This is a genomic window from Pseudomonas sp. GW823-FHT03E05, from assembly GCF_058796855.1.
Genome location: NZ_JBXAJB010000011.1, coordinates 29,495 through 51,396, shown reverse-complemented (window position 1 = coordinate 51,396; position 21,902 = coordinate 29,495). Strand labels below are relative to the sequence as shown.

The following is a 21,902-nucleotide window of genomic DNA, read 5'->3' as shown; positions in this document are numbered from 1 at the left end:
GATGCGTTGCGTGTCGCATGGGCGCATCAGCCCCGGCCTTCGACAGCGGCGACAGGAGTGCAGTGCATGCAGATATCCCTCGACCAGCAGGTAGCCCTGGTCACTGGCGCCAGCTCCGGCATTGGCGCCGCCACCGCAATCGCCCTGGCGGCGGCCGGTGCCAGCGTGGTGCTCAACTACAACTCCCAGGCCGCGCCGGCCGAGCAGTTGGCCGCGCGGATCAATGCCGAAGGCGGCCGGGCCATTGCCATTGGCGCCAATGTGGCCGATGAGGCCCAGGTCGAGGCGCTGTTCGCCCAGGCCATCGAGGCCTTTGGTTTTCTCGACATCCTGGTGGCCAATTCCGGCCTGCAAAAGGATGGGCCGGCCGCCAGCCTGAGCCTGGACGACTGGAACCGGGTGATCGGCGTCAATCTCACCGGGCAGTTCCTCTGTGCTCGCGCGGCGCTGAACATCTTCCAGCGCCAGGGGGTGCGCGCCGGGGTGTCCAAGGCGGCGGGCAAGATCATCCACATGAGTTCGGTGCACCAGTTGATTCCCTGGGCCGGGCACGTGAATTACGCGGCTTCCAAGGGCGGCGTGGACATGCTGATGCGCACCCTGGCCCAGGAAGTCAGCCAGCAGCGGATCCGCATCAACGGCATCGCCCCGGGGGCGATCCGCACCGCCATCAACCGCACCGCCACCGAGGGCGCGGCAGAGCAGGAACTGCTCAAGCTGATTCCCTACGGCCGGGTCGGCGACCCCGAGGATGTGGCCAATGCCGCGCTATGGCTGGCCTCGGACGCCTCCGACTATGTGGTCGGCAGCACCCTGTTCATCGACGGCGGCATGAGCCTCTATCCGGAGTTTCGCGGCAATGGCTGACCAGCATCCCACGGCACAACGCCCCATCGACGCCCACGGCATCATCGGCGACATGCGCAGCGCCGCCCTGGTCGACGACCAGGGCAGCATCGACTTCTTCTGCTGGCCGGAGTTCGACAGCCCGAGCATCTTCTGCTCGCTGCTGGACTCCCCCGCCGCCGGGATCTTCGAACTGGCACCGGTGCTGGCCGACGCCCGGCGCCAGCAGATCTACCTGCCCGACAGCAACGTCCTGCAGACCCGCTGGCTGGGAACCGAGGCGGTGGTGGAAGTCACCGACCTGCTGACCATCGACGACGACCCCGAGCAGCTGCCGCTGCTGATCCGCCGGGTACGGGTGGTCAGCGGCCAGGCCACCCTGCGCCTGCACTGCGCGCCGCGCCTGGACTATGGCCGGGCCGCCACCGGGGCACGACAGGAAGGCGACTCGGTGTGCTTCGAAGCCCCCGGGCAGCCCGGGCTGCGCCTGCTGGGCGACCAGCCGCTTTACCTTGAACGGGACTCGGCCCGGGCCGAGTTCGTGCTGCAACAGGGCCAGGGCGCCGAATTCATCCTCGGTGGCGTCGACGATCTGCGGGTGCGGCACGGCGATAGCGAGCTGCACCTTACGCGCACCCTGAAGTTCTGGCGCGACTGGATTGGCCAGTCCAACTACCGCGGCCGCTGGCGCGAGATGGTCAACCGTTCGGCCCTGGCGCTGAAACTGCTGACCTCCAGGCGCCATGGCGCGATCCTCGCGGCGGCCACCTTCGGCCTGCCGGAAAGCCCCGGCGGCGAACGCAACTGGGACTACCGCTACACCTGGGTACGCGACGCCTCGTTCACCGTCTACGCCTTCATGCGCCTGGGTTTCGTCGAGGAGGCCAACGCCTACATGGGCTGGCTGCGGGGCCGGGTCAGCGACTGCCATGGGCAACCGATGAAGCTCAATATCCTGTACGGCATCGACGGCCGCCAGGAGTTGCCGGAGACCGAGCTTGGGCACCTCTCCGGGCACGGCGGCGCGCAACCGGTGCGCATCGGCAACCAGGCCTACGACCAGGTGCAGCTGGATATCTTCGGCGAGCTGCTGGATGCGGTGTACCTGGTGAACAAGTACGGCGAGGCCATCTCGCACGAAGGCTGGAAACACACGGTACAGGTGGTGGACCAGGTCTGTGACAGCTGGCAGAGCAAGGATGTGGGCATCTGGGAGATGCGCGGCGAGCAGCACCACTTCCTGCACTCGCGGCTGATGTGCTGGGTGGCGGTGGACCGCGCCATCCGCCTGGCCTCCAAGCGTTCGCTGCCGGCCCCCTTCGCCCGCTGGGACCAGACCCGGCAAGCCATCTACGACGATATCTGGAGCCGGTTCTGGAACCAGGAGCACGGGCATTTCGTCCAGCACATCGGCAGTACCGCCCTGGACGGTTCGATGCTGCTGATGCCCCTGGTGCGCTTTGTCAGCGCCAAGGACCCGCGCTGGCTGGCGACCCTGGATGCCATCGAAAAGAGCCTGGTGCGTGACGGCATGGTCTACCGCTACCGCAATGACGACAGCCAGATCGACGGCCTGGCCGGCACCGAAGGCGCCTTCGCCGCCTGCTCGTTCTGGTACGTCGAATGCCTGGCCCGGGCCGGGCGCCTGGAGCAGGCGCACCTGGAGTTCGAGCAACTGCTGCGCTATGCCAACCCCCTGGGCCTGTACGCCGAGGAGTTCGACAGCCACGGCCGCCACCTGGGCAACACGCCCCAGGCCCTGACCCACCTGGCGCTGATCAGCGCGGCAAGTTTTCTCGACCGGCGCTTGAGTGGCGACAAGAGCGTCTGGCAACCTTGATCCCGGCCCCGGTGCTGAGACCGGGGCGCTCTTCCCTTGGTGCTCGACAGAAATGGAACTCGCCCCATGCCCGACTCGCCGATCATCGCCGTGATGATCCATGCCGCCGACTGGCGTGCCGCCACCCATTGGTACGCCCAGGCCTTTCCCCAGGCCCGCCGGGTGCTGCACGAGCCGGATGATTTCGGCCATTTGCAGCTCGCGGGCCTGTCCCTGGAAATCGTCCCCTGCGACGCCAAGGTCGGCCAGGGGCCGGCGGGCACGGTGGTGTACTGGCAGGTCGCCGATCTGCCCGGCCAGGTGCAGCGCCTGACCGGGCTGGGTGGGCGCCTGTATCGCGGGCCCATGGTCATTGAAGGCGGCGACTCGATCTGCCAGGTGCAGGACCCCTGGGGCAACTGCATCGGCCTGCGCCAGCCGGCCCGTTTGGGGCAGGCGTCATGAACCAGGTGCTGCTGATCATCGACGTGCAACCCTGCTTCAACCCTCCGCAGTGGCTGGTGGACGGCATCAACCGCCTGCTCGGGCGCATGCCCTCGGTGGCCACGGTGGAGCGCCATGATGAAAGCCGCACGCCCTTCGCCCGGCAACTGGGCTGGCAGCCGGCGGTGGATGACCAGAGCCTGGTGGCCGCCGACAAGGTCTTCATCAAGCACGGCTACGGGCCGACGACGGAGATTCTCGAGCACCTCAAAAGCCTCGCCCCCGAGCGTGTGCTGGTGTGCGGTATCCAGACCGACACCTGCGTGCTGGCCGCAGGTTTTGCCCTGTTCGATGCCGGCTTGCAGCCGACCCTGCTCACCGACCTGACCGTGGGTTCGTCCCTGGACCGCAGCGGCGGCCTGGGCATCGACCTGTGGCGGCATCACTTCAAGCACCTGGCCCGCAGCGACGAACTCTAGGGGCCGGCTTGCGGGCCCCTTCGCTGGCAAGCCAGCTCCTACAGCCCTCAGGTGGCAGCGCCGTTGCGTAGGAGCCGGCTTGCCGGCGAAGGCGATCTTGCGGGCCACACAGCGCTAGGGTCCGCATTCGCGCTCCCTTACCAGGCCCCTCATGAGCTTCACCGCCGGCCTGCGCTGCTACGTGCACATCAAGGGCTCCGAACCGTAGGGCCACAGTTCCCTGGAAGACATCCGCCGGCTGCTGGCGCGACGCCCACGGGCTGCATGCCGCTGCAGCTTGAGGACAGCACGCAAGTTTTGCGCTAGCTTTTCCCGGCCCACCGGATCCGGAGTCGTCATGCCCAGCCCAGCCTCCCTGCACCAGGTCAGCACCCCCAGCCTGCATATCGCCTATGAGGAACATGGCCCGCGCAACGCCGAGCCGGTGATCCTGCTCCACGGGTTTCCCTACGACGTGCGGGCCTACGACGAGATCGCCCCGCCCCTGGCCGAGCGCGGCTATCGGGTCATCGTTCCCTACCTGCGGGGCTACGGCCCGACGCGCTTTGCCAACGAACAGGTGATGCGCTCCGGGCAGCAGGCGGCCCTGGCCCGGGACCTGCTGGAGCTGATGGACGCCCTGTACCTGCCCCAGGCCACCCTCGCCGGCTACGACTGGGGTGGGCGCGCCGCGTGCATCGTCGCGGCGCTATGGCCGCAGCGGGTCAAGGGCCTGATGAGCGCCGACGGCTACAACATCCAGGACATTCCCCGGGCCATCGAGCCCCGGGCGCCGGAGACCGAGCTGCGGCTGTGGTACCAGTACTACTTCAATACCCAGCGCGGGGTGGACGGCCTGACGGCCAACCGCCGGGAATTCTGCGAGCTGTTGTGGCGCCTGTGGTCGCCAACCTGGAAACAAGGGCCCGGGCTCTATGGCCTGAGCGCGCCCTCCTTCGACAACCCGGACTTCGTCGCGGTGGTGATCCATTCCTACCGTCATCGCTTCGGCTATGTGCCGGGCGACCCGGGCCTGGAAAGCATCGAGCGGGCGCTGGAGGCGCAACCGCCGATCCGGGTGCCGACCATCGCCCTGTGCGGCGCTGACGACGGCGTCGGCCCGGCCACCGAGCCGGACCCCGATGTCGGCCTGTTCAGTGGGCCCTATCAGCGGCGGATCCTCCCGGGGATCGGCCATAACCTGCCCCAGGAAGCGCCGCAAGCCACTCTCGACGCGCTGCTGGAGTTGCTCGGCAAGCCCTGAGATGGGCGCCGGCGCACGCCATGGACCGGAAAAAATCGGTACACTTCGCGGCCTCGATCCCCCCACAGGACATGGAATGTTATCCGTCGCCGCTTCTCCCCGACCCGGCCTGCGCCGGGCCCTGGTGCTCTGGCTGTATGCCGTCGGCGCCGGCCACCTGCTGGCCGGGCTGCTGCTGACCTGGGCCGGCCACAGTGGCCTGTTCAACGATTACCTCGCGGGCATCGAACAGGCCTTCTGGGGCGCCGCCGCGCCGGCACCGGCCCGGGCCCAGCAGATCTGGTGGCTGGGGCTGTTCGGCGCCACCCTGCAAAGCTATTCGCTGTTCCTGCTGGGGCTGGTGCACCTGGGCAACCGCCTGCGGGCCCCTGCCGCCTGGGCCTGGCTGATGGCCGGGATTGTGCTGTGGGCGCCCCAGGACATGTGGTTGTCCTGGCAGATGAACATGACCGCCCACCTGTGGATCGACAGCTTCGCCCTGCTGGTGCTGCTGCCGCCGTTACTGTGGCTGCAGCGCCACGACCGCCGTACCTCTCGTCTTCCCTCGTAAAAGGACTTCACCATCGTGGCTGATTTGCCAATCCTGCAGTGGGCTATCGCCCTGTTGCTCGCCCAGGGCGTGCTCGGCGCCCTGGATACTCTCTACCATCACGAACTCACCGTGGCCCTGCCGCAGCGTCACAGCGCCCGCAAGGAACTGAGCATCCATGCCCTGCGCTCGTGCTTCTACGGCGTGCTGTTCATGGGCATCGCCCACCTGGCGTTCCAGGGCATCTGGGCCCTGGTGATCGCCCTGCTGTTCGCCCTGGAAATCGGCCTGACCCTGTGGGACTTCGTGGTCGAGGATCGCAGCCGCAAGCTGCCGGCCATCGAACGCATCATGCACACCGTGCTGGCGATCAACGCCGGGGCCTTCTTCGCCCTGTACGGCCTGCAACTGCTGGAATGGTCACGCCTGCCCAGTGCCTTGAATCCCATCGACCTGGGCTGGCAGGGCTGGGCCCTGAGCCTGTTCGCCGTGGGCGTCACCGCCTCGGGCATCCGCGACGGCCTGGCGGCGCTGCGCCTGCAACGCCAGGGCCAGGGCGCCAACCCCTTTGCCGGTGGCAGCGGCAAGCGGGTGCTGGTCACCGGTGGCACCGGTTTTATCGGCGAGACCCTGGTCAACCAACTGCTGGATGCCGGGCACACGGTCAGCGTGCTGGCCCGGGACCCGCTGCGCGCCGCCTACCTGTTCGACGGTCGCGCCCGTTGCCTGCGCTCGCTGAGCAAGCTGGGCCACGGCGAAGCCTTCGACGTGATCATCAACCTGGCCGGTGCCCCGGTGGCCGGGCCGCGCTGGTCGGCCAAGCGCCAGGCGCAACTGCTGGCCAGCCGGGTCGGCACCACCGAAGCCCTGCTCAACTGGCTGCAACACGCCCAGCACAAGCCGGAGCTGTGGATCCAGGCTTCGGCCATCGGCTTCTATGGCGTGCGCGACGCCAGCCAGAGCCTGGATGAAAACGCCGAGCGCGGCGAAGGCTTCATGGCCGACCTGTGCGCGCGCTGGGAATCCTCCGCCGAACCGGCCACCCGCTTCGGCGTGCGCCAGGTGGTGCTGCGCCTGGGGATCGTCTTCGGTCCCGGCGGCGCCCTGAAGCCATTGCTGATGCCCTTCCATTTCGGCTTTGGCGGACGCATGGGCGATGGCCGGCAGATCATGAGCTGGGTGCACCGCGACGACGTGTTGCAGGTGATGGCCCGGGCCATGAACGACCCGACGCTGTCCGGCACCTACAACATGGTGGCGCCGGAAGCGGTGAGCCAGGGCACCTTCGCCACTACTGTCGGCAAGGTGCTCAAGCGCCCGGTGTGGCTGCACGTGCCGGCTGCGCCGGTACGGGCCCTGGCCGGGGAGATGGCCGAGCTGTTCTTCGATGGCCAGAAGGTAGTGCCGGCGCGCCTGCTGCAGGCCGGCTACCGCTTCCGTTACCCGACCCTGGACGCCGCCCTGCGCGACCTGACCTGAGCTGAGGAATGCCCATGAGCAAGCCCCTGTTGTACCTGCTGGCGGGCAATGGCAGCGCCGCCGACTGGTGGGACGATGCCCTGCCGCACTTCCAGCGCTATCAGGTGCAGCCCCTGGAGCTGCCGGGGTTTGGCGACAACCCGCTGCCGCCCTGCCAGGACCTGGGTGAATACGCCGAGGCCCTGCTGGGCATGACCGAGCCGGGCCAGGGGATTGTCGCGGTGGGGGTCAGCGCGCTGATCGTGCTGCACGCCTTGCAGCGCCGCCCGGGGCACTTCTGCCGCAGTGTGCTGTTGTCGCCGGTGGGGGCCTTTCTCTGGCAACGGCGCTTGCCGGCGTTGATGTCGCCGCTGCCCGCGCGCTTGCTGATTCACGGTTTGCTCAGCCATAAACCGACGTGGTTTGCCGGCAAGTTCTCGCGCCAGCCGTGGAGCCAGGAGCAGTACCGGCGCATGGGCGCCGGCTATGGTCGGTGCCGGGCCTTCGTACCGCTGTGGGAGCAACTGCGGGCCGATACCGCGCTGCCGCTGCTGGAGTGGATCAAGGACCCGGTGCAACTGGTCTGGGGCGACCAGGACCGGCTGCTGGGGATTGCCCAGGCCGCAGCCTGGTCGGCCATCCTGGCCCGGGCCGACCTGCGGGTCAGCCTGCGGCCGGGCTGGGGCCATTACCCCTGGATCGACCACCCCGCCGAGTTCGTCGCCTGGCTGGAATCCGCCGACAACGGCTTCGTCGCCCACACCAAGGGCGGCCGCCTGCGCCTGGCGGAGCTGGCCGGCCAGCCGGTGCCCAGCGCCCTGTCCCTGGACAGCGCCAGCGACCCGCAGCTGCCGGCCCTGCTCGCCAGCCAGCCTGCGGCGCTGTGGGCGGTGCGTTCCTCCAGCTACGGCGAGGACCAGGCCGACTCGGCCAATGCCGGCTTGAGCACCACTTACCTGCGGGTGCCCAGCGAGCAAGTGCCCGGGCGCATCAGCGAACTGCGCGATGCCGGGGTCGAGGAAGTGGTGGTGCAGCGCTTTATCCAGCCGACCCTGTCGGGGATTGCCTTCGTCCGTCACCTGGCGGTGGAACTGGAGTGGGTCGAGGGCCATCTGGAAAGCCTTGCCGACGGTCAGGTCAGCCCGCAGCGGGCGATCCTTTCACGCCTGGGCGCGGCCTGGGAAAGCGGCCATTTCGCCACCACCCGGGGCCTGAGCGCCAACGCCCTGTGGGATTTCCTGCAAGGGGTGCTCAAGACCTTCCACTACGTGCCCGGTGATGTGGAATGGGCCTGGGACGGCCAGCAACTGTGGCTGCTGCAGTACCGCCCCATCAGCGACTACGGCTGGCGCCGGCACCTGACCGCGGCCAATATCGCCGAGATCCTGCCACCGCAACCCAGCCGTTTCGTCGAGTACGGCCAGCGCCGGGCGGCGGCGAGCATTCCGGCGATCATGGCGCGCTGGGACGCCCGTGTACTGCAGGACAACGAGCCCTTCACCGCAGTGTTCGGCGGTGCTTCCTATATCAACAATGACCTGTTCCTGGCGCGGCTGGCCGACTGGGGCCTGCCCTCCTCCAGCTATGCCGGCGAGGTGGGCGGCGCCACCCCGCAGCTGCCCTTGCGGCCCCTGCGCCTGTTGCGCTCGCTGCCACGGTTCCTGCGCATGCAGCACATCGCCCGCGGCCACCTGCTGAGCCTGGAGCCGGGCCTGCGGCGCTTCGACCGGGAGCTGGCGCAGTTGCGCGCCGCCGGGGCCGACGGCCAGCAACTGGCAGACTGGTTCAGCCGCTTCTATGTGTTCGTGGTGCAGGGCAACCTGTGCATCGCCACCGCCCTGGCCAGCAGTGGCGGCGCGCTGCTGGGGCGTCCGCCCACCGCCTACGACAACCTGGACAACAGCCCCCATCGCCTGCCCTGGGAAACCGACCCAGGCACCCCGCGCCCGCAGTGCGCCGAGTTGCCGTTGCAAGCCTTCCCGCACTGGAGCCCGGCCATCACCCTGGCCCACCGCCTGGGCTTGCCGGGCATGCGCGGCTATTACCTGCAAGTGCGCGAGTGGTACCGGGACAACCTGATGCGGATCTTCTTCCGCCTGCACCACGCCGTGCCCGAGGCTGATCGCGGCTACTGGTTCGCCCCCCATGAGCAGGTGCGCAACCGTGGCGGCAGCTTCTGGCAGGACGGCCGCGAAGGCAGCGAGCAGGCGGCGGGGTTCATGATCTACCCGGGCCAGGTCCAGGGCGTGCTGGGGGTCGACATTCTGCTGGAGGACACCCTCGACCCCGGGCGCCATGCCCACTATCAGCAGGCCCGGGCAGTGATCGCACGCATGGGCGGGCGCCTGTCCCACGGTTCGACCCTGTTGCGCGAACTGCGCAAGCCCTCGGCGGTACTGCCCCAGGTAGACCCGGCCTGGATCGGCCGCGAAGTGCTGTATGCCGACGGCCAACTGAGCCTGGTAGAAGGCTGAAACCCGCGCTCAGGGCTGCGCAATGCTGGCGAAGCGTTCGCGGTAGGCCTGGGGCGTCACGTCCAGGGCCCGCAGCACGCTGCGACGCAGGGTTTCCTCGCTGCCGAAACCGCACTGGGCGGCGATACGCTTGATCGGCAGGGTGCTGTCGGCCAGCAGGCGCCGGGCGCTTTCCACACGGATCAGTTCAATGGCCCTGGCCGGGGTCTGGCCGGTGTCGGCGCGGTAGTGACGGACGAAACTGCGCTCGCTCATTCCCGCCTGCTCGGCCAGCACCGGCACCGTCAGTTCGCGGTCCAGGTGCTCGGCGATCCAGGCGTGCAGCCGGTCGAAACGCCCGCCCTGGTTCTGCAGCGACAGGGTTACGCTGAACTGCGACTGGCCCCCCGGGCGCTTGAGAAACACCACCAGTTGCCGCGCCACTTCCAGCGCCACTGCGCGCCCCAGGTCGGCCTCCACCAGGGCCAGGGCCAGGTCGATGCCGGCGGTGACCCCGGCCGAGGTCCACACCGGCCCATCGTTGATGAAGATCGGATTGGCCTCCACCTGCAATTGCGGATATTGCTCGGCCAACTGCTCGCAGCGGGTCCAGTGGGTGACCACCCGGCGCCCGTCCAGCCAGCCGCTGGCGGCCAGCAGAAAGGCCCCGGTGCAGACCGACGCCACCCGCCGTGACGCCGCAGCCCGGGCCGCCACCCAGGCCACCAGTTCAGGATCACGGGCCGCCTCGTAGACGCCCCAGCCACCGGCAACGATCAGGGTGTCGCAGGGCTCTTGCGGCAGCGGCAGCGGCTCGGCCAGCAGCGCCAGCCCCGAGGAGCTCAGGGTCGCCCCGCCCGGGCTGGCAATCACCCGCGGGTGGTAGGGCAAGGGCAGGCCCAGGCCGCGGGCCCGGTCATTGGCCGAGGCGAACACCTGCAGCGGCCCGCTGACGTCCAGCAACTGGGCATTGGCGAAGGCCAGGACAAACACGTTTTTCGGCGCAGTGGGCATGGTTGGCGTAAATCGAGGGCTGGTTGGCGTATGCGCCAAATCCTAGAGCGCTAGAGTCAAGCCGTCCACTTCATCGACACAAGGAACAGGCAATGGCAGTGCAGATAGGTTTTCTGTTGTTCCCCGAGGTCCAGCAACTGGATCTGACCGGTCCCCACGACGTACTGGCCTCGCTGCCGGATGTGCAGGTGCACCTGATCTGGAAGGAGCCGGGGCCGGTGGTGGCCAGCTCCGGGCTGGTGCTGCAGGCCACCACAAGCTTCGCCGACTGCCCGCCGCTGGATGTGATCTGCATCCCCGGCGGTACCGGGGTCGGGGCGCTGATGGAAGACCCGCAGGCCCTGGCGTTCATCCGCCAGCAGGCCGCCCGGGCGCGCTACGTGACCTCGGTGTGCACCGGCTCCCTGGTGCTCGGCGCCGCGGGCCTGCTCCAGGGCAAGCGCGCCACCACCCACTGGGCCTACCACGAACTGCTGGCGCCGCTGGGGGCGATACCGGTGCATGAGCGGGTGGTGCGTGACGGCAACCTGCTGACCGGCGGCGGTATCACCGCCGGCATCGACTTCGCCCTGACCCTGGCCGCCGAACTGTTCGACGCCGCCACCGCGCAGCGGGTGCAACTGCAACTGGAGTACGCACCGGCGCCGCCGTTCAATGCCGGCAGCCCGGACACGGCCCCCGCCAGCGTGGTGCAGCAGGCCCGCCAGCGCGCCGCGGATTCGCTGCACAAGCGCCGGGAAATCACCCTGCGCGCGGCCGCGCGGCTGGCAGCCGGCTGAGCCTTCAGGCACGGCGCACCGGGCCCTGGCGGGCATTGCCCAGCAACTGGGTGATGGCGCCATCGCCATAGGTGCGCTCGACCCTGGAAATCACCACCTGATAACCGGCGTACCAGCGCCGGTACTGGCGCTTGGCTTCGATGTGCCTGGGGTGGCTGGCAAAGGCCTGGATCGAGGCTTCGTCCTCCCAGTAATAGCTGGCGTTGATCAGCCCCTGGTCGGCGCTGGTCCAGGATTGGGCGCCGACGAAGCCCGGCAGGCTGATGGCAATTTCGTCGATCAGCGCACTGAGGCGGTGGAACTCCTCGTCGCGCTGGCCCGGCTGGTAGATAAAGGCGGCGATGTACATGGTCAAACTCCATTGGCTGATGAATCAGAGCGGACGCGCCAGCAGCGCCAGGCGCAGGGCCAGGGCCAGCAGCACCGCCGCCAGCAGCCAGGATTGCCAGCGGGCCAGCCGCGAATCGCTGCCGGGCAAGCCACGGCGCAAGGCCGCGCCGAAGATCCCCAGGCTGGTATGGAAGACCCCGCTGACCAGGGTCAGCAGCAAGCCCAGGACCACCAGTTGCACAGCGATGCTGCCGTGCTCGGGGCGCACGAACTGCGGCAGGAACACCATGAAGAACAGCAGCGCCTTGGGGTTCAGCAGGCTGTTGCACAGGGCCCGGACAAACACCGTGGCCAGCGGCACCCGGGGTGTATCGGCAAGGTCCAGGCCCCCCCGCTGGCCCAGGGCCTTCCAGGCCAGCCACAACAGGTAGGCAACCCCGGCATAGCGGATCAGGTCGAACGCCGGCGGCCAGCTGGCCACCACGGCGGTGACGCCCGTGGCCGTGAGCAGGGTCAGGCCGATATCCGCTGCGCCGATCCCCAGCCCCGATGCCACCCCACCGCGCCAGCCATAGGCTGCGCCGTGGCTGATGACGAAGGCCATGTTGGGTCCCGGCGACAGCAGCAACAGCAGCACGGCGCCGAGGAAGATCGACAGGGTGGAAAGGTCCGGCATGTGAGCGCTCCTGCGCAAAAGCCGCTAGATTAGGCGCCCTATCTGATACAAACAAAAAAGTGTTCTAGATACACAAGGTGGCCGAGCATGCGCCGTACCCGCTACAAAACCATCGTCGATCACTTCGCCCAGCGCATCCGCGCCGGCCAGCTGTGCCCAGGCACTCAGCTACCGACGGTGCGGGCGCTGATGGCCAGCGAGCAGGTGGCGCTGGCCACGGCGCTGCGGGTGTATCACGAGCTGGAAGCCATCGGCCTGGTGGTGGGCGAGCCCGGGCGCGGCACCTTTGTCCGCGACACCAGCCTGCCCCGGGGCATGGGCCTGGAACAGCACCCGGCCAGCGCCGCCTCGGTGGACCTGGCGTTCAACTACCCGTCCCTGCCCGGCCAGGCGGAAAGCCTGCGCGAGGGGCTGCGGGCGATAGCCGCCTCCGGCGACCTGGATGCCCTGCTGCATTCCGCGCCCCAGGGCGGCCGCCCCCATGAACGCCAGACCGCGGCGCGGCACCTGCGCAACCGCGAGATCCGCGTCGCCGCCGAGCAGGTGCTGATCGTCAATGGCGCCCAGCAGGGGCTGGCGGTGAGCCTGCTGGCGCTACTCCAGCCCGGAGACATCCTGGCAGTGGACGCCCTGACCTACCCCGGCCTCAAGACCCTGGCCCAGGTCCATCGCCTGGACCTCGAAGCGCTGCCCCAGCACAACGGCCAGATGGACCTCGACGCCCTGCAGGCCCTGTGCCGCCGGCGCCCGGTGCGGGCGCTGTACTGCATGCCGACCCTGCACAACCCCCTGGGCACGGTGATGCCCCTGGCCGAACGCCGGCGCCTGGCGCAACTGGCCCGCGAGCATGACCTGCTGCTGATCGAGGACGGCGCCTACGCCTTCCTCGCCGAACCGGCCCCGCCGCCGCTGCAGACCCTGGCCCCGGAGCGCACGCTGTATATTTCCGGGCTGTCGAAAAGCGTCGCCTCGGGCTTGCGCCTGGGGTTTATCGTCGCGCCCCTGGAGATGATCCCGGCCCTGGAACGGGCGATCCGCGTGTCCACGTGGAGCACCCCGTCGCTGACCGTGACCCTGGGCTGCCGCTGGATCGAGTCGGGGCTGGTGGACAGCCTGGAAGAACAGAAGCGCAACGATGCCCGCAGCCGCCAGCAACTGGCCCGGAGGGTGCTCAAGGGCTGCGATTACCAGGCCTATGGCTCATCGTATTTTCTCTGGCTGAAACTGCCGGAAGGACGGCGGGCCGATGCCGTGGTGGCGGCCCTGGAACATCAGGGGGTAACGGTGACCTCGGCCGAGCCCTTCGCCACCACCGCCCATGTGCCCCAGGCCTTGCGCCTGGCCCTGGGCTCCATCGGCCTGCCGCTGCTGGAGCAGGCTCTGGAAAAGGTCCGCAACGAAATCACCCGCTAAGCACACCTGCAGAAGCCCGCGCTTAGCGTCGGGCTGAAAAGAACCTGCCACGTTCATGTTCCGCTGCATGAAGTATCAAAGTGGCCACAGCACCCAGGCTGCAGGCACGAAATGCCGGACGAAAAAAAACCCGCCGAAGCGGGTTTTTTCCAAGACCATCATGACTTCCTGTCTGCAGCATCCGTGCTCATGGTCGACCTTCCCTGATCCTGAGCGCTTCCTGCGCTGCAGTTGTGGGAAAGAAGATTAAACACAAAGCCCGGTGCGCAGAAGGCGCATTGAATTACAGCGCGTGTAGGAAATTCGCTATACCGCACTTACGCAAACCCCTAGTTCACCCCTCCAGTGCCTGGGCGGCCAAAGCCGCGAGCTTGAGCTGGTGCTGCGCCCCGGGCTGATGATCGTCCTGGAGAAACCAGGCAGCGGACAAACCACTGAAGGCCAGCACCCACTGCACCAGCCGGCGCGGCTCCAGTTGCGCCGCCCGGGCAATCACCTGCACCTGGCGGGCAAAGCGCACAGGGTCGGTGGCGCTGGGCAGGTCCGGGTTGCAGATCAGGTTGGCGAAATCGAAGGTGCGCTCGCCATGGACCCGCTTGGGGTCGATCACCCGCCAGCCGCGCTCGGCGAAGTCCAGCACATTGTCGTGGTGTATATCGCCATGCAGCACCACCGGTTCCCGGGGCGTGGCCAACAGGTGCTCGGCTTCGGCCAGGCAGCGCAGGAACAACCCGCCCTGCTGCGGCGCCGCCTCGCGCAGGTCGGCAAACCAGCGATCCAGCGACACCAGCGGCGGCCGCGGTTGTGCCCGTGGCCGGTGCAACTGTTGCAGGGTGGCGCAGACGATATGGCTGACCTCATCGTGCTGGCCCGCCAGGGCCATGCGCATCAGCGAACCCTTGCCCATGGCACGCTCCATCAGCAGGGCATCGCCTTGCTGGGCATGAACCCGCGCCGCCCCCTCCCCGGCCCACCAGGCCATCAGCCGGTTGCCGGCCTGCTCGTGTTCATCCAGGGCAATCTTCAACATGGCCGGCGCACCGTCTTGCAGACGCACCGGCAACAGGCGGCTGCCCGGGGTGACGATGGGATCGCCATCGGGCGTCAGGCGCCAGCGTTTCATATAGGTTGCAAACACAGAAGTAGCTCCCAGTAGTAAGCAGCAAGTTTCAAGCTACCGGATATGATTCGCAACTTATCGCTTGAGGCGGCCACTGACGACAGCAACCCAGCCCCTGCTATTGCGCGCCTTTCCTCCCGGTTGGATGAAGTTCTGCCTTACATCCAGCGCCTCCCCCCAAAATGCATGAACAAACCCGAGTCTGAAGTTGATCTAGCGCTCTACTCTCCTCCCTGTACACAAAGCTCCAGCCCCTGTGTTAGGGTGCTCCGGCAAAAAATACTATCGGACCATCAAACTGCTCGCAGCACCCTGCTTACTCTTGCGATCGGCACACTTGAAAAGTAAGGAGTCAAACACTTTATGGAATGGATTCTAAGCAACAAGGAGTGGTTTTTGAGTGGTATTGGGATTGCGATACCCTTGGCGTTCATCACCCTGTTCTTCCAAAAAAAAAATCAGGCAAAGCAGGTCCAGAATCAACGCAGCGGCAACAACAGCAACAACCTGCAAGCAGGCCGAGACATAACCACCGGCAAGAAGAACAGCAAAAAATAACTCAGACCCAGCAGTCCGGAGCTGGCAGCTATAACAATCAGGCTGGCAGAGACCTGACCATCAACCACATCGATTTGCCGCCCGAACTTCTTCAACAGTTCAATCACGCACTCAACAACATAAGAAATTCCGCAGACAGTGAGAAAAAGAACATTCTCCTGCTTCTTGAGCGCCAGGAATTCAGTAAGGCCGAAGCAGCACTGGACGCTTTGCTGACGGAGAGAAAGTCTTCATATGCTCAGGAGCTACTGGAAATTGCGGAGCTATATCTGCCGTTGAACAAAGAAAAGTCCAAGCTTTGTTATGAACAGGCTGCGCAGGCAGGACAGGACAATCCCGAACTGTTGAACAAGTATGCAATCTACTTGATGAATACAGGCAAGCTTGACGAAGCCCACACGGTATTCGACTTGTTGCTCGCAATGAGTCACTGCGACGACAAGGTCAGGGAGCTCGCCCTCGGCAATCGTGGCGTGCTTTATAAAAACCAGGGGAAATGGCAAGAGGCCATTAGCTATTTGCGTCAGGCCCAAGTGCTGTCCATCCGTAACAACAATAAAATCATTGAAACGTCGAACTTGAACAATCTGGGCGCCTGCTTCAACCACATGGGTGAGCTGGGGGAGGCCGACTCCTGCCTTCGACTGGCGCTGGAGAAGATCGAAAACCTGTTGGACCAACCGCAAACCGACCCCGCCCTTGCCAAGCTGAAGTCCATACAAGCCAACGCCTTGAGCAACCTGTCCATAAACAAGAAAAAGCTCTTCTTGCAAAGCGCTAGGAGTGCATACCTGGACGAAGCCGAACAGCTCCTCAAACGCGCCATAGACATTGATCAGTCCAGCGGCAACAAGTCGTTTCTTATCCGCCACCATGGCAACCTGGCCAACATCTACAAGCTGCAAGAACAGTATGAAAAAATGCACAGACACTTGGAAAAAGCCCGCGTGCTTTCCATCAGCCATGGCACCTTGAAAGATAAATTGACGGTACAGGTCAACCTGGCCGAGGCCTACCACAAAGAACACAAGCATCAGCAAGCTTTGCAAACTTACGAAAACTGCTTTGCCAACGAAAAAATCTTAGAGTTTCGCCAGTTGACGGCAACAGCGCTGTCAGGACTGGCCGATGTCCACAGGGCTCTGGATGAAGAACCGCAAGCCAACCACTGTGCGGCACAAGCAAGTGCCCTGTTCGCGGCGCTTGGCTTCAGCAGCGAAGTAGAGCGCATACGCAAGGATTTCCCTATGTCCCGGCCGTGAGGACCTTGCCCAGGTCCTCAAGGCCAAGGCCTTCGTTCTACAGCAATGCCGGGATGAGCGCTTCAACCCTGCTGCAGGTAGTTCTCGATATTGCTCATCTGCTCGTCCCAACCCCGGCTGTTCATGCGAAAGGCCTTGAGCCGGCGCTCGGCGGGAATGCCGTCGAAGCCCGACTCGGTGACCCGCAGCAAGGTACCACCGGCGTGCTCTTCCAGTTCGAACCGGACCAGGGTGCTGGGCTCTGCCGAATAGTCCTGAGCGGGATCGATGGCGTAGGGGTGCCAGCGGAAGGAGAACAGCTCCTGGGGCAGCATCTGCTCCACCAGGACATCCCAGGTCAGGTGCTCATAGCCTGGGTAGGTCACCGCGCCCCGGGCCCGCTGGCCGGGTATGAACTGCTGGCCGGCCAGGGCCACGCCAAACCAGCGGCCGAAGCGTTCGGCCTCGCTCAGCGCCTGCCAGACCTGGGCCGGGTCGGCCTTGAGCAGGATCTTGCGTTCGATGCGATCTGAAGAATTCATGGGCCACCTCCAGTGATGAACACTAGACCTCTCTGAATCGAGCGCAACCTTTATCTGGCCGAAGGCCCCACTGATTGCCCAGAACGAAAAATGCTACTGTCGCCGGCGCCAATACCTCTGCAAAGGACCTGCCATGCCCCTCACCCTCACCGACCGTTACCGTGGCAGCCTGCTGGGCCTGGCCTGTGGCGATGCCCTGGGCACCAGTGTGGAATTCAAGCCACGGGGCAGTTTCCCCCCGGTCACCGATCTCTTGGGCGGCGGCCCGTTCAACCTCAAGGCCGGACAGTGGACCGACGACACCTCCATGGCCCTGTGCCTGGGGGAAAGCCTGTTGCGCAAGGACGGTTTCGACCCCGCCGACCAGATGGGCCGCTACCTCAACTGGTGGCAATGGGGCTACCTGAGCGCCACCGGCGAATGCTTCGATATCGGCATGACGGTGCGCCAGGCCCTGGCCGACTATCAGGAACACGGCCAGCCCTTGGCGGGCTCCAGCGACCCGCAGACCGCCGGCAATGGCTCGCTGATGCGCCTGGCGCCGGTGGTGCTGTTCCATTACCCCGACCTGGCCCAGGTCCGCGAGTTTGCCGGGGCCAGTTCGCGTACCACCCACGGCGCCGCCGAAGCCATCGAATGCTGCCAGCTGTTGGCCGGGCTGATCGCCAAGGCCCTGGACGGTGCCAGCAAGCAGCAACTGCAACGGCTCGACGCCCAGGGCTTTCGCGAGAGCAAGGTCGCGGCCCTGGCCCAGGGCAATTACCTGGATAAAACCCGCGACCAGATTCGCGGCAACGGCTATTGCGTCGACTCCCTGGAGGCCGCGCTCTGGTGCTTCCAGCACAGCGACAGCTATGCCGAAGCAGTGCTGGCCGCCGCCAACCTGGGGGACGACGCCGACACCACCGCCGCCATCGTCGGCCAGTTGGCCGGAGCTTTCTACGGGGCCCAGGGCATACCGCCGCACTGGCTGGCCAAGCTGCACATGGGCGAGGAGATCCAGGCCATGGCCGACGACCTGCTGGCCGCCGCCCGGCGTCGCGCGCCTGCCCGGCCGCTGCATGGCAGTTGCCTGTGCAAGGCGGTGCAATACCGGGTCGACCGCCTGGACATGCCCATCGGCCACTGCCATTGCCAGACCTGCCGCAAGGCCCACGCCGCGGCCTTTGCCTCGACCGCCGGAGTCATGCGCGAACACTTCCAGTGGACCCAGGGCCAGGAACGCCTGAGCACCTACGAATCGTCCCCGGGCAAGCTGCGGCACTTCTGCTCGGTCTGCGGTTCTCACCTGCTGGCGGAGCGCCCGGGGCAGCCCCACGTGATCCTGCGGGTGGCGACCCTGGACGATGATCCGGGGCAGACGCCACAGGTGCATATCTGGACCTCCCACGATGTGCCCTGGCTGGCCGACGAAGCGCTGCAACGCTGGCCCGAGTGGCAACCCAGCCGCGGCTAGACTGTTTCTTCCTCATTGACCGATTGCGAGACTTTCCATGCGTCCGATCCTGTTGCTGGCCCTTGCGCCGCTGCTGCTTGCTCCACTGGCCCAGGCCTATGAGTGCAACAACACCACCCAGACCGATATGAGCCTGTGCGCCAACGTCCAGCACAAGGCCGCGGACAAGGAGCTGAACGCCCTTTACCAACAGATCAACCAGCGCCTGAAAGACCAGCCACACAGCAAAAAGCTGCTGGTCAGCGCCCAGCGCGCCTGGGTGGCGTTCCGCGATGCCGAGTGCAGTTTTTCCACCTCGGGCGTGGAAGGTGGCAGCCTGTATCCGGTGGCCTACAGCAACTGCATCACGGCCCTGACCAAGACCCGCGTGGAGAGTTTCAAACAGTACCTGCAGTGCAAGGAAGGCGACTTGAGCTGCCCGGTCCCCGCACGGTAGGAGCGGGCTTGCCCACGAAGGCGTCGGCGAGGGCCCTGCACGGCTTGCCGGCCTGTTCACCGGCAAGCCGGCTCCTACAGGAGCCGGTGGCTGGCGGCGGGGTCAGCGGACGAAGATCTGCGCCGTGGTGATGGCCATGTCGCCGCCCGGCAGGGTGATCTTGCCGATCTGCTTCATGCTCTGCACATCGAAGATCGCCACGTCGTTGAAGGTCCCCGCCAGGTAGATCTTGGTCCCGGCCCGGTTGAACGAGATGCAGTAGTAGGAGTGTTCCAGGGTCGCGGCCTGGAGCAGTTTCTTCTGCTTGATGTCGTACTTGGCCAGGCGGTTGAGCACGCCGAACATCAGGTTGGGGTCCGTGGGCGAGCGCATGCCGCTGAAGTAGATCTCGGTCAGCGGGCCGAAGTCGGTGGTCTCGGTCTTGCCGGTTGCGAGATCGACGCTGAACAGCCCGTACAGCGGCTCGGCGGTAGCCGGGTCCTGCTTCTTGTCCTTGAACTTCGCCGCGGTGTAGAGCAGCGAAAAGTCATGGCGGAAGGTCTGCTGGTTCCACACGTAGAGCACGTCCGGCGCGCTGTAGTTGGGGCGTTTCCAGTGGCGGCTGGGGATCAGTACCTCGAACTTGCCAGTCTTGACGTCGACCTTGTACAGGTCCGGCCCGGCCACATACAGGGTGCCGTCGTCGCCACTCTGCATGATGGTCAGCTGGCGCGGCGCGGGGAAACTGCGCAGCGGCTTGGCGTCGAGCCCGGCATCGGTGGCGTAGACATCCAGACGCGGCTCCTTGACCTCATAGCGGTCATTGAGCAACAGGGTCGGGTTGGCCACGGTGTACAGCTCCTTGCCGTCGTGGCTGACGGTGAAGGCGAACATCGAGCGCGCCTTCTCCCCCGGATGCTGGGTGATGCTGGCGTGGAACACCTGCTTGCAGCTGTCGAGCTCGACGCCGTAGACATCCGCATAGTGGTTGTTCAGCACGTAGGCGATCTTGCGGTCCGGCGACAGTTGCACGGTGCCGGGGCCGAAGGCGTCGGGCATCTTGCAGGTCTTGTACAGGCTGTCGGTGGCCAGATCGAGAACGTGCAGGTTGTTCGGGTAATTGGTGGTCACCATGTACTCGTGACCGCTGTTGAGGGCCAGGCCCTTGTCGGCCAGGGCGGTGAAAGAACAGGCGCTGAGAACCGCGCCGGCGGCCAGGCCGCACACTGTGATAGCTCGCATGCTGGAATCCTTGTGCTGTCCGGTTACTTGTCTTTGGGGAAGACGGTGCCGAGGTTGCGCCAGTTGTCGTTGGGGGCCTGGGCGTCCTTGTTCCAGTCGGGGTAGGTGCTCATCATGTCCGGCACCTGGGCCGGCCACCAGCAAGGGTCGGAGCAGCCGTAGAGGTCGGCCTCCATCGGTTGGCACAGCGACGAGACGCCGCCAAAGGCATCGATTTCCCAGCCCGGGTCGGTGGTCGAGGCGCAGCCGGCCACGGAGTTCATCGCCAGCACTTCTTCGATACGGTCCTGGGCCGCGGCCTCGGTCAGTTTCTGAGCTTTGTTGTTGATCGGCTTGAGATGTTTCATGTCAGTGAGCCTTGCGCGGAGTGATGTAGCTGCTGATGAACGCAGGGTTGTGCGCCATGATCCGGCTGTAGACTTCGATGCCGAAATCCACCCAGTCACGCATCAGTTCGCAATAGTGATAAGTCGGGTGCGCCGGGTCGCCGTAGCGGGCATAGCTCTCGTGGTAGCAGCCGCCGGAACACAGGTTGCGGATGCGGCAGTTGTCGCAGCCGGTGTTGGTGCGGTCCAGGCGCTGGGACAGGAAGTCATTGAGCTCCATCTGCTTGACCCCACCGTCATGCACATTGCCGAAGGTCGGCAGGGATGAGCCGGTGAAGCGGTGGCACAGGTTCAGCTCGCCCTTGTGGTCCACCGCCAGCATCTTCAGCCCGGCGCCGCAGGGCAGCGCCTTCTTGTGGCCCTCGTGGATATCGGTGATCAGCTGGTGCAGGTTGGAGAAGCCGATATTGCGGTGCTCCAGTGCCGCCGCCAGGTAACGCCGGCCCAGGCGCTTCATGCTGGCGAAGACTTCGATCAGCTCCTCGCTGCTGAGGTTGAAGCTGCTGATGTCCCCCGAGGTCACCGGGGCGAACCCCACTTCGGCGAACCCCAGCTCGTTGAACAGGTGATCCCAGATGGTCTCAAGGTCGGTGACCCCGGTGGTCAGGGTCACCCGCGCCCCCACCGGCCGGCTGTCGTAGCGTTCCAGAAGCATCTGCGCCTTGCGCCGCACCACGTCATAGGTGCCTTGCCCGCCCACGGTGATGCGGTTGCGGTCGTGCACGGTCTTGGGCCCGTCGATGCTCACCGAAAGCCCGAAGCGGTGGGCGTTGAGGTAGTCCACCACCTCTTCGGTGAGCAGGGTGGCGTTGGTGGTCATGACGAACTCGACGAACTTGCCGGCCGCGGCAAAGCGCTGTTCGCAGTAGTCCACCATGGCCTCGATCAGCGGCCGGTTGCTCAAGGGTTCGCCGCCGAAGAACACCACGGTGTAGCGCTCCTCGTCCGGGGACTCCTGGAGCAGCATTTCCACCGAGGCAATGGCCGTGTCCAGGCCCATCTTCTTGCCCGCCGAGGGCTTGTCCAGGTCTTCCTTGTAGCAGTAGGTGCAGCTCAGGTTGCAGCCGGTATTGACGTTGAGCACCACGGTATTGATCGCCGTGCGTTCGACCCGTTTGACGCCGATTTCCGGGGTCAGGGGCGAGCCGTCGCTGACCAGTTCCAGGGCCATCAGCTCGCGCAGGGTGTCGCTGACGTCGGCACCGTCATAGGCGCCGGCCAGACGCTGGATCAAGTCTTCCGGGGTACAGCCCGGGCCACGCAGCGCATCGATGATGCTGCCGGTCAAGGCATCGCTGGCAAACAGCGAACTGCTGGGGATATGGAACAGCATGCGGTTGGCGTCCACCTGCACTTCATGCAGGTTGCGCTCCACCAGATTCAGAATTGCGCCCATTACAACCTCCTGTGCCTGCCCCGCGTTCGGGGCCTGCGGTCATTGCCTGAAAGTGTCTGTCGG

21 protein-coding genes and 1 pseudogene are annotated in these 21,902 nt (G+C 65.9%); 14 read left to right on the top strand and 8 right to left on the bottom strand.

All coding sequences use genetic code 11. From position 1 onward, the window contains the following. Positions 1 to 66: 66 nt before the first annotated feature. The 8 genes from AC1RCO_RS31095 to AC1RCO_RS31060 all read left to right on the top strand — a co-directional run bounded on the left by AC1RCO_RS31095 (position 67) and on the right by AC1RCO_RS31060 (position 9,292). The gene (locus AC1RCO_RS31095) at positions 67 to 867 is read left to right on the top strand and encodes a glucose 1-dehydrogenase (protein ID WP_492618389.1); all 801 of its coding nucleotides are present in this window, start codon (positions 67 to 69) and stop codon (positions 865 to 867) included. Continuing rightward, a complete protein-coding gene (locus tag AC1RCO_RS31090; protein ID WP_041119264.1) occupies positions 860 to 2,686 on the top strand; it encodes a glycoside hydrolase family 15 protein in 1,827 nt (608 codons plus the stop codon). The genes AC1RCO_RS31095 and AC1RCO_RS31090 overlap by 8 nt, the downstream gene beginning before the upstream one ends. A gap of 66 nt (positions 2,687 to 2,752) precedes the next feature. Then, positions 2,753 to 3,130 (top strand): VOC family protein, encoded by a 378-nt coding sequence (locus tag AC1RCO_RS31085; protein WP_011062383.1) that lies wholly within the window; start codon positions 2,753 to 2,755, stop codon positions 3,128 to 3,130. Further along, entirely contained in the window at positions 3,127 to 3,588 is a 462-nt protein-coding gene (locus AC1RCO_RS31080) for a cysteine hydrolase family protein (RefSeq protein WP_011062384.1), read from the top strand. Before AC1RCO_RS31085 ends, AC1RCO_RS31080 begins: the two co-directional genes overlap by 4 nt. A 337-nt stretch (positions 3,589 to 3,925) precedes the next feature. Further along, a complete protein-coding gene (locus AC1RCO_RS31075) occupies positions 3,926 to 4,831 on the top strand; it encodes an alpha/beta fold hydrolase (RefSeq protein ID WP_492618388.1) in 906 nt (301 codons plus the stop codon). A 76-nt stretch (positions 4,832 to 4,907) separates the two neighbouring features. Beyond that, positions 4,908 to 5,381: a hypothetical protein gene (locus AC1RCO_RS31070; protein WP_015636431.1), complete on the top strand. Its 474-nt coding sequence runs from the start codon at positions 4,908 to 4,910 to the stop codon at positions 5,379 to 5,381. A gap of 15 nt (positions 5,382 to 5,396) precedes the next feature. Beyond that, positions 5,397 to 6,839, top strand: coding sequence for a TIGR01777 family oxidoreductase (locus AC1RCO_RS31065; protein WP_019094101.1), 1,443 nt, complete (start codon positions 5,397 to 5,399; stop codon positions 6,837 to 6,839). 14 nt (positions 6,840 to 6,853) lie between these two features. Beyond that, positions 6,854 to 9,292, top strand: coding sequence for an alpha/beta hydrolase (locus tag AC1RCO_RS31060; RefSeq protein WP_401336223.1), 2,439 nt, complete (start codon positions 6,854 to 6,856; stop codon positions 9,290 to 9,292). 9 nt (positions 9,293 to 9,301) lie between these two features. Here AC1RCO_RS31060 and AC1RCO_RS31055 read toward each other — a convergent pair whose 3' ends face one another. Next, positions 9,302 to 10,285, bottom strand: coding sequence for a GlxA family transcriptional regulator (locus tag AC1RCO_RS31055; RefSeq protein WP_492618387.1), 984 nt, complete (start codon positions 10,283 to 10,285; stop codon positions 9,302 to 9,304). Between the two features lie 92 nt (positions 10,286 to 10,377). Between AC1RCO_RS31055 and inhA the strand changes: the two genes are divergently transcribed. Further along, a complete protein-coding gene (gene inhA, locus AC1RCO_RS31050; RefSeq protein ID WP_011062390.1) occupies positions 10,378 to 11,064 on the top strand; it encodes an isonitrile hydratase in 687 nt (228 codons plus the stop codon). Positions 11,065 to 11,068: 4 nt separating this feature from the next. Here inhA and AC1RCO_RS31045 read toward each other — a convergent pair whose 3' ends face one another. Both AC1RCO_RS31045 and AC1RCO_RS31040 read right to left on the bottom strand, forming a co-directional pair. Next, on the bottom strand, positions 11,069 to 11,413 hold the full coding sequence (locus AC1RCO_RS31045; RefSeq protein WP_011062391.1) for an antibiotic biosynthesis monooxygenase family protein: 345 nt from the start codon (positions 11,411 to 11,413) through the stop codon (positions 11,069 to 11,071). 24 nt (positions 11,414 to 11,437) lie between these two features. Beyond that, positions 11,438 to 12,070, bottom strand: a complete 633-nt coding sequence (locus AC1RCO_RS31040; RefSeq protein WP_011062392.1) for a LysE family translocator — start codon at positions 12,068 to 12,070, stop codon at positions 11,438 to 11,440. An 87-nt stretch (positions 12,071 to 12,157) separates the two neighbouring features. Between AC1RCO_RS31040 and AC1RCO_RS31035 the strand changes: the two genes are divergently transcribed. Further along, on the top strand, positions 12,158 to 13,483 hold the full coding sequence (locus AC1RCO_RS31035) for an aminotransferase-like domain-containing protein (protein WP_015636436.1): 1,326 nt from the start codon (positions 12,158 to 12,160) through the stop codon (positions 13,481 to 13,483). A gap of 334 nt (positions 13,484 to 13,817) precedes the next feature. On the opposite strand, the gene AC1RCO_RS31030 is transcribed toward AC1RCO_RS31035, so the two are convergent. Further along, complete coding sequence (locus AC1RCO_RS31030; RefSeq protein WP_083541096.1) at positions 13,818 to 14,621, bottom strand: aminoglycoside phosphotransferase family protein; 804 nt, start codon at positions 14,619 to 14,621, stop codon at positions 13,818 to 13,820. Positions 14,622 to 14,971: 350 nt separating this feature from the next. Between AC1RCO_RS31030 and AC1RCO_RS31025 the strand changes: the two genes are divergently transcribed. Next, positions 14,972 to 16,423: a tetratricopeptide repeat protein gene (locus tag AC1RCO_RS31025; RefSeq protein WP_401155762.1), complete on the top strand. Its 1,452-nt coding sequence runs from the start codon at positions 14,972 to 14,974 to the stop codon at positions 16,421 to 16,423. Positions 16,424 to 16,485: 62 nt separating this feature from the next. On the opposite strand, the gene AC1RCO_RS31020 is transcribed toward AC1RCO_RS31025, so the two are convergent. Then, the gene (locus tag AC1RCO_RS31020; RefSeq protein ID WP_011062395.1) at positions 16,486 to 16,944 is read right to left on the bottom strand and encodes an SRPBCC family protein; all 459 of its coding nucleotides are present in this window, start codon (positions 16,942 to 16,944) and stop codon (positions 16,486 to 16,488) included. Between the two features lie 133 nt (positions 16,945 to 17,077). Between AC1RCO_RS31020 and AC1RCO_RS31015 the strand changes: the two are divergent. From AC1RCO_RS31015 to AC1RCO_RS31005, 3 genes and pseudogenes are all read left to right on the top strand, one after another. Further along, positions 17,078 to 17,977, top strand: a pseudogene (locus AC1RCO_RS31015) (ADP-ribosylglycohydrolase family protein); the annotation flags it as partial. Further along, positions 17,951 to 18,400: a GFA family protein gene (locus AC1RCO_RS31010; protein WP_225368814.1), complete on the top strand. Its 450-nt coding sequence runs from the start codon at positions 17,951 to 17,953 to the stop codon at positions 18,398 to 18,400. The pseudogene AC1RCO_RS31015 and the gene AC1RCO_RS31010, both read left to right, overlap by 27 nt. Positions 18,401 to 18,437: 37 nt before the next feature. After that, entirely contained in the window at positions 18,438 to 18,836 is a 399-nt protein-coding gene (locus AC1RCO_RS31005; protein ID WP_072453073.1) for a lysozyme inhibitor LprI family protein, read from the top strand. Positions 18,837 to 18,938: 102 nt separating this feature from the next. On the opposite strand, the gene peaD is transcribed toward AC1RCO_RS31005, so the two are convergent. Genes peaD through peaB form a run of 3 tightly spaced genes read right to left on the bottom strand, consistent with a single transcriptional unit; the run spans position 18,939 to position 21,839 of the window. After that, positions 18,939 to 20,057 carry a quinohemoprotein amine dehydrogenase subunit beta gene (gene peaD / locus AC1RCO_RS31000; protein ID WP_492618386.1) on the bottom strand — a complete coding sequence of 373 codons (1,119 nt, stop codon included), beginning with the start codon at positions 20,055 to 20,057 and terminating at the stop codon, positions 18,939 to 18,941. 23 nt (positions 20,058 to 20,080) lie between these two features. Continuing rightward, the gene (qhpC, locus tag AC1RCO_RS30995) at positions 20,081 to 20,404 is read right to left on the bottom strand and encodes a quinohemoprotein amine dehydrogenase subunit gamma (protein ID WP_492618385.1); all 324 of its coding nucleotides are present in this window, start codon (positions 20,402 to 20,404) and stop codon (positions 20,081 to 20,083) included. A gap of 1 nt (position 20,405) precedes the next feature. Continuing rightward, a complete protein-coding gene (peaB, locus tag AC1RCO_RS30990) occupies positions 20,406 to 21,839 on the bottom strand; it encodes a quinohemoprotein amine dehydrogenase maturation protein (protein ID WP_404673668.1) in 1,434 nt (477 codons plus the stop codon). Between the last annotated feature and the right edge of the window lie 63 nt (positions 21,840 to 21,902).

Excerpts from the sequence above, each read along its gene's own strand:
- AC1RCO_RS31035 (WP_015636436.1), top strand. The coding sequence starts at position 12,158 with ATGCGCCGTACCCGCTACAAAACCATCGTCGATCACTTCGCCCAGCGC.
- qhpC (WP_492618385.1), bottom strand. The coding sequence starts at position 20,404 with ATGAAACATCTCAAGCCGATCAACAACAAAGCTCAGAAACTGACCGAG.
- AC1RCO_RS31020 (WP_011062395.1), bottom strand. The coding sequence starts at position 16,944 with ATGAATTCTTCAGATCGCATCGAACGCAAGATCCTGCTCAAGGCCGAC.
- AC1RCO_RS31005 (WP_072453073.1), top strand. The coding sequence starts at position 18,438 with ATGCGTCCGATCCTGTTGCTGGCCCTTGCGCCGCTGCTGCTTGCTCCA.
- peaB (WP_404673668.1), bottom strand. The coding sequence starts at position 21,839 with ATGGGCGCAATTCTGAATCTGGTGGAGCGCAACCTGCATGAAGTGCAG.
- AC1RCO_RS31010 (WP_225368814.1), top strand. The coding sequence starts at position 17,951 with ATGGCCGACGACCTGCTGGCCGCCGCCCGGCGTCGCGCGCCTGCCCGG.
- inhA (WP_011062390.1), top strand. The coding sequence starts at position 10,378 with ATGGCAGTGCAGATAGGTTTTCTGTTGTTCCCCGAGGTCCAGCAACTG.
- peaD (WP_492618386.1), bottom strand. The coding sequence starts at position 20,057 with ATGCGAGCTATCACAGTGTGCGGCCTGGCCGCCGGCGCGGTTCTCAGC.
- AC1RCO_RS31085 (WP_011062383.1), top strand. The coding sequence starts at position 2,753 with ATGCCCGACTCGCCGATCATCGCCGTGATGATCCATGCCGCCGACTGG.
- AC1RCO_RS31070 (WP_015636431.1), top strand. The coding sequence starts at position 4,908 with ATGTTATCCGTCGCCGCTTCTCCCCGACCCGGCCTGCGCCGGGCCCTG.
- AC1RCO_RS31075 (WP_492618388.1), top strand. The coding sequence starts at position 3,926 with ATGCCCAGCCCAGCCTCCCTGCACCAGGTCAGCACCCCCAGCCTGCAT.
- AC1RCO_RS31045 (WP_011062391.1), bottom strand. The coding sequence starts at position 11,413 with ATGTACATCGCCGCCTTTATCTACCAGCCGGGCCAGCGCGACGAGGAG.
- AC1RCO_RS31055 (WP_492618387.1), bottom strand. The coding sequence starts at position 10,285 with ATGCCCACTGCGCCGAAAAACGTGTTTGTCCTGGCCTTCGCCAATGCC.
- AC1RCO_RS31095 (WP_492618389.1), top strand. The coding sequence starts at position 67 with ATGCAGATATCCCTCGACCAGCAGGTAGCCCTGGTCACTGGCGCCAGC.
- AC1RCO_RS31040 (WP_011062392.1), bottom strand. The coding sequence starts at position 12,070 with ATGCCGGACCTTTCCACCCTGTCGATCTTCCTCGGCGCCGTGCTGCTG.
- AC1RCO_RS31090 (WP_041119264.1), top strand. The coding sequence starts at position 860 with ATGGCTGACCAGCATCCCACGGCACAACGCCCCATCGACGCCCACGGC.
- AC1RCO_RS31025 (WP_401155762.1), top strand. The coding sequence starts at position 14,972 with ATGGATTCTAAGCAACAAGGAGTGGTTTTTGAGTGGTATTGGGATTGC.
- AC1RCO_RS31060 (WP_401336223.1), top strand. The coding sequence starts at position 6,854 with ATGAGCAAGCCCCTGTTGTACCTGCTGGCGGGCAATGGCAGCGCCGCC.
- AC1RCO_RS31080 (WP_011062384.1), top strand. The coding sequence starts at position 3,127 with ATGAACCAGGTGCTGCTGATCATCGACGTGCAACCCTGCTTCAACCCT.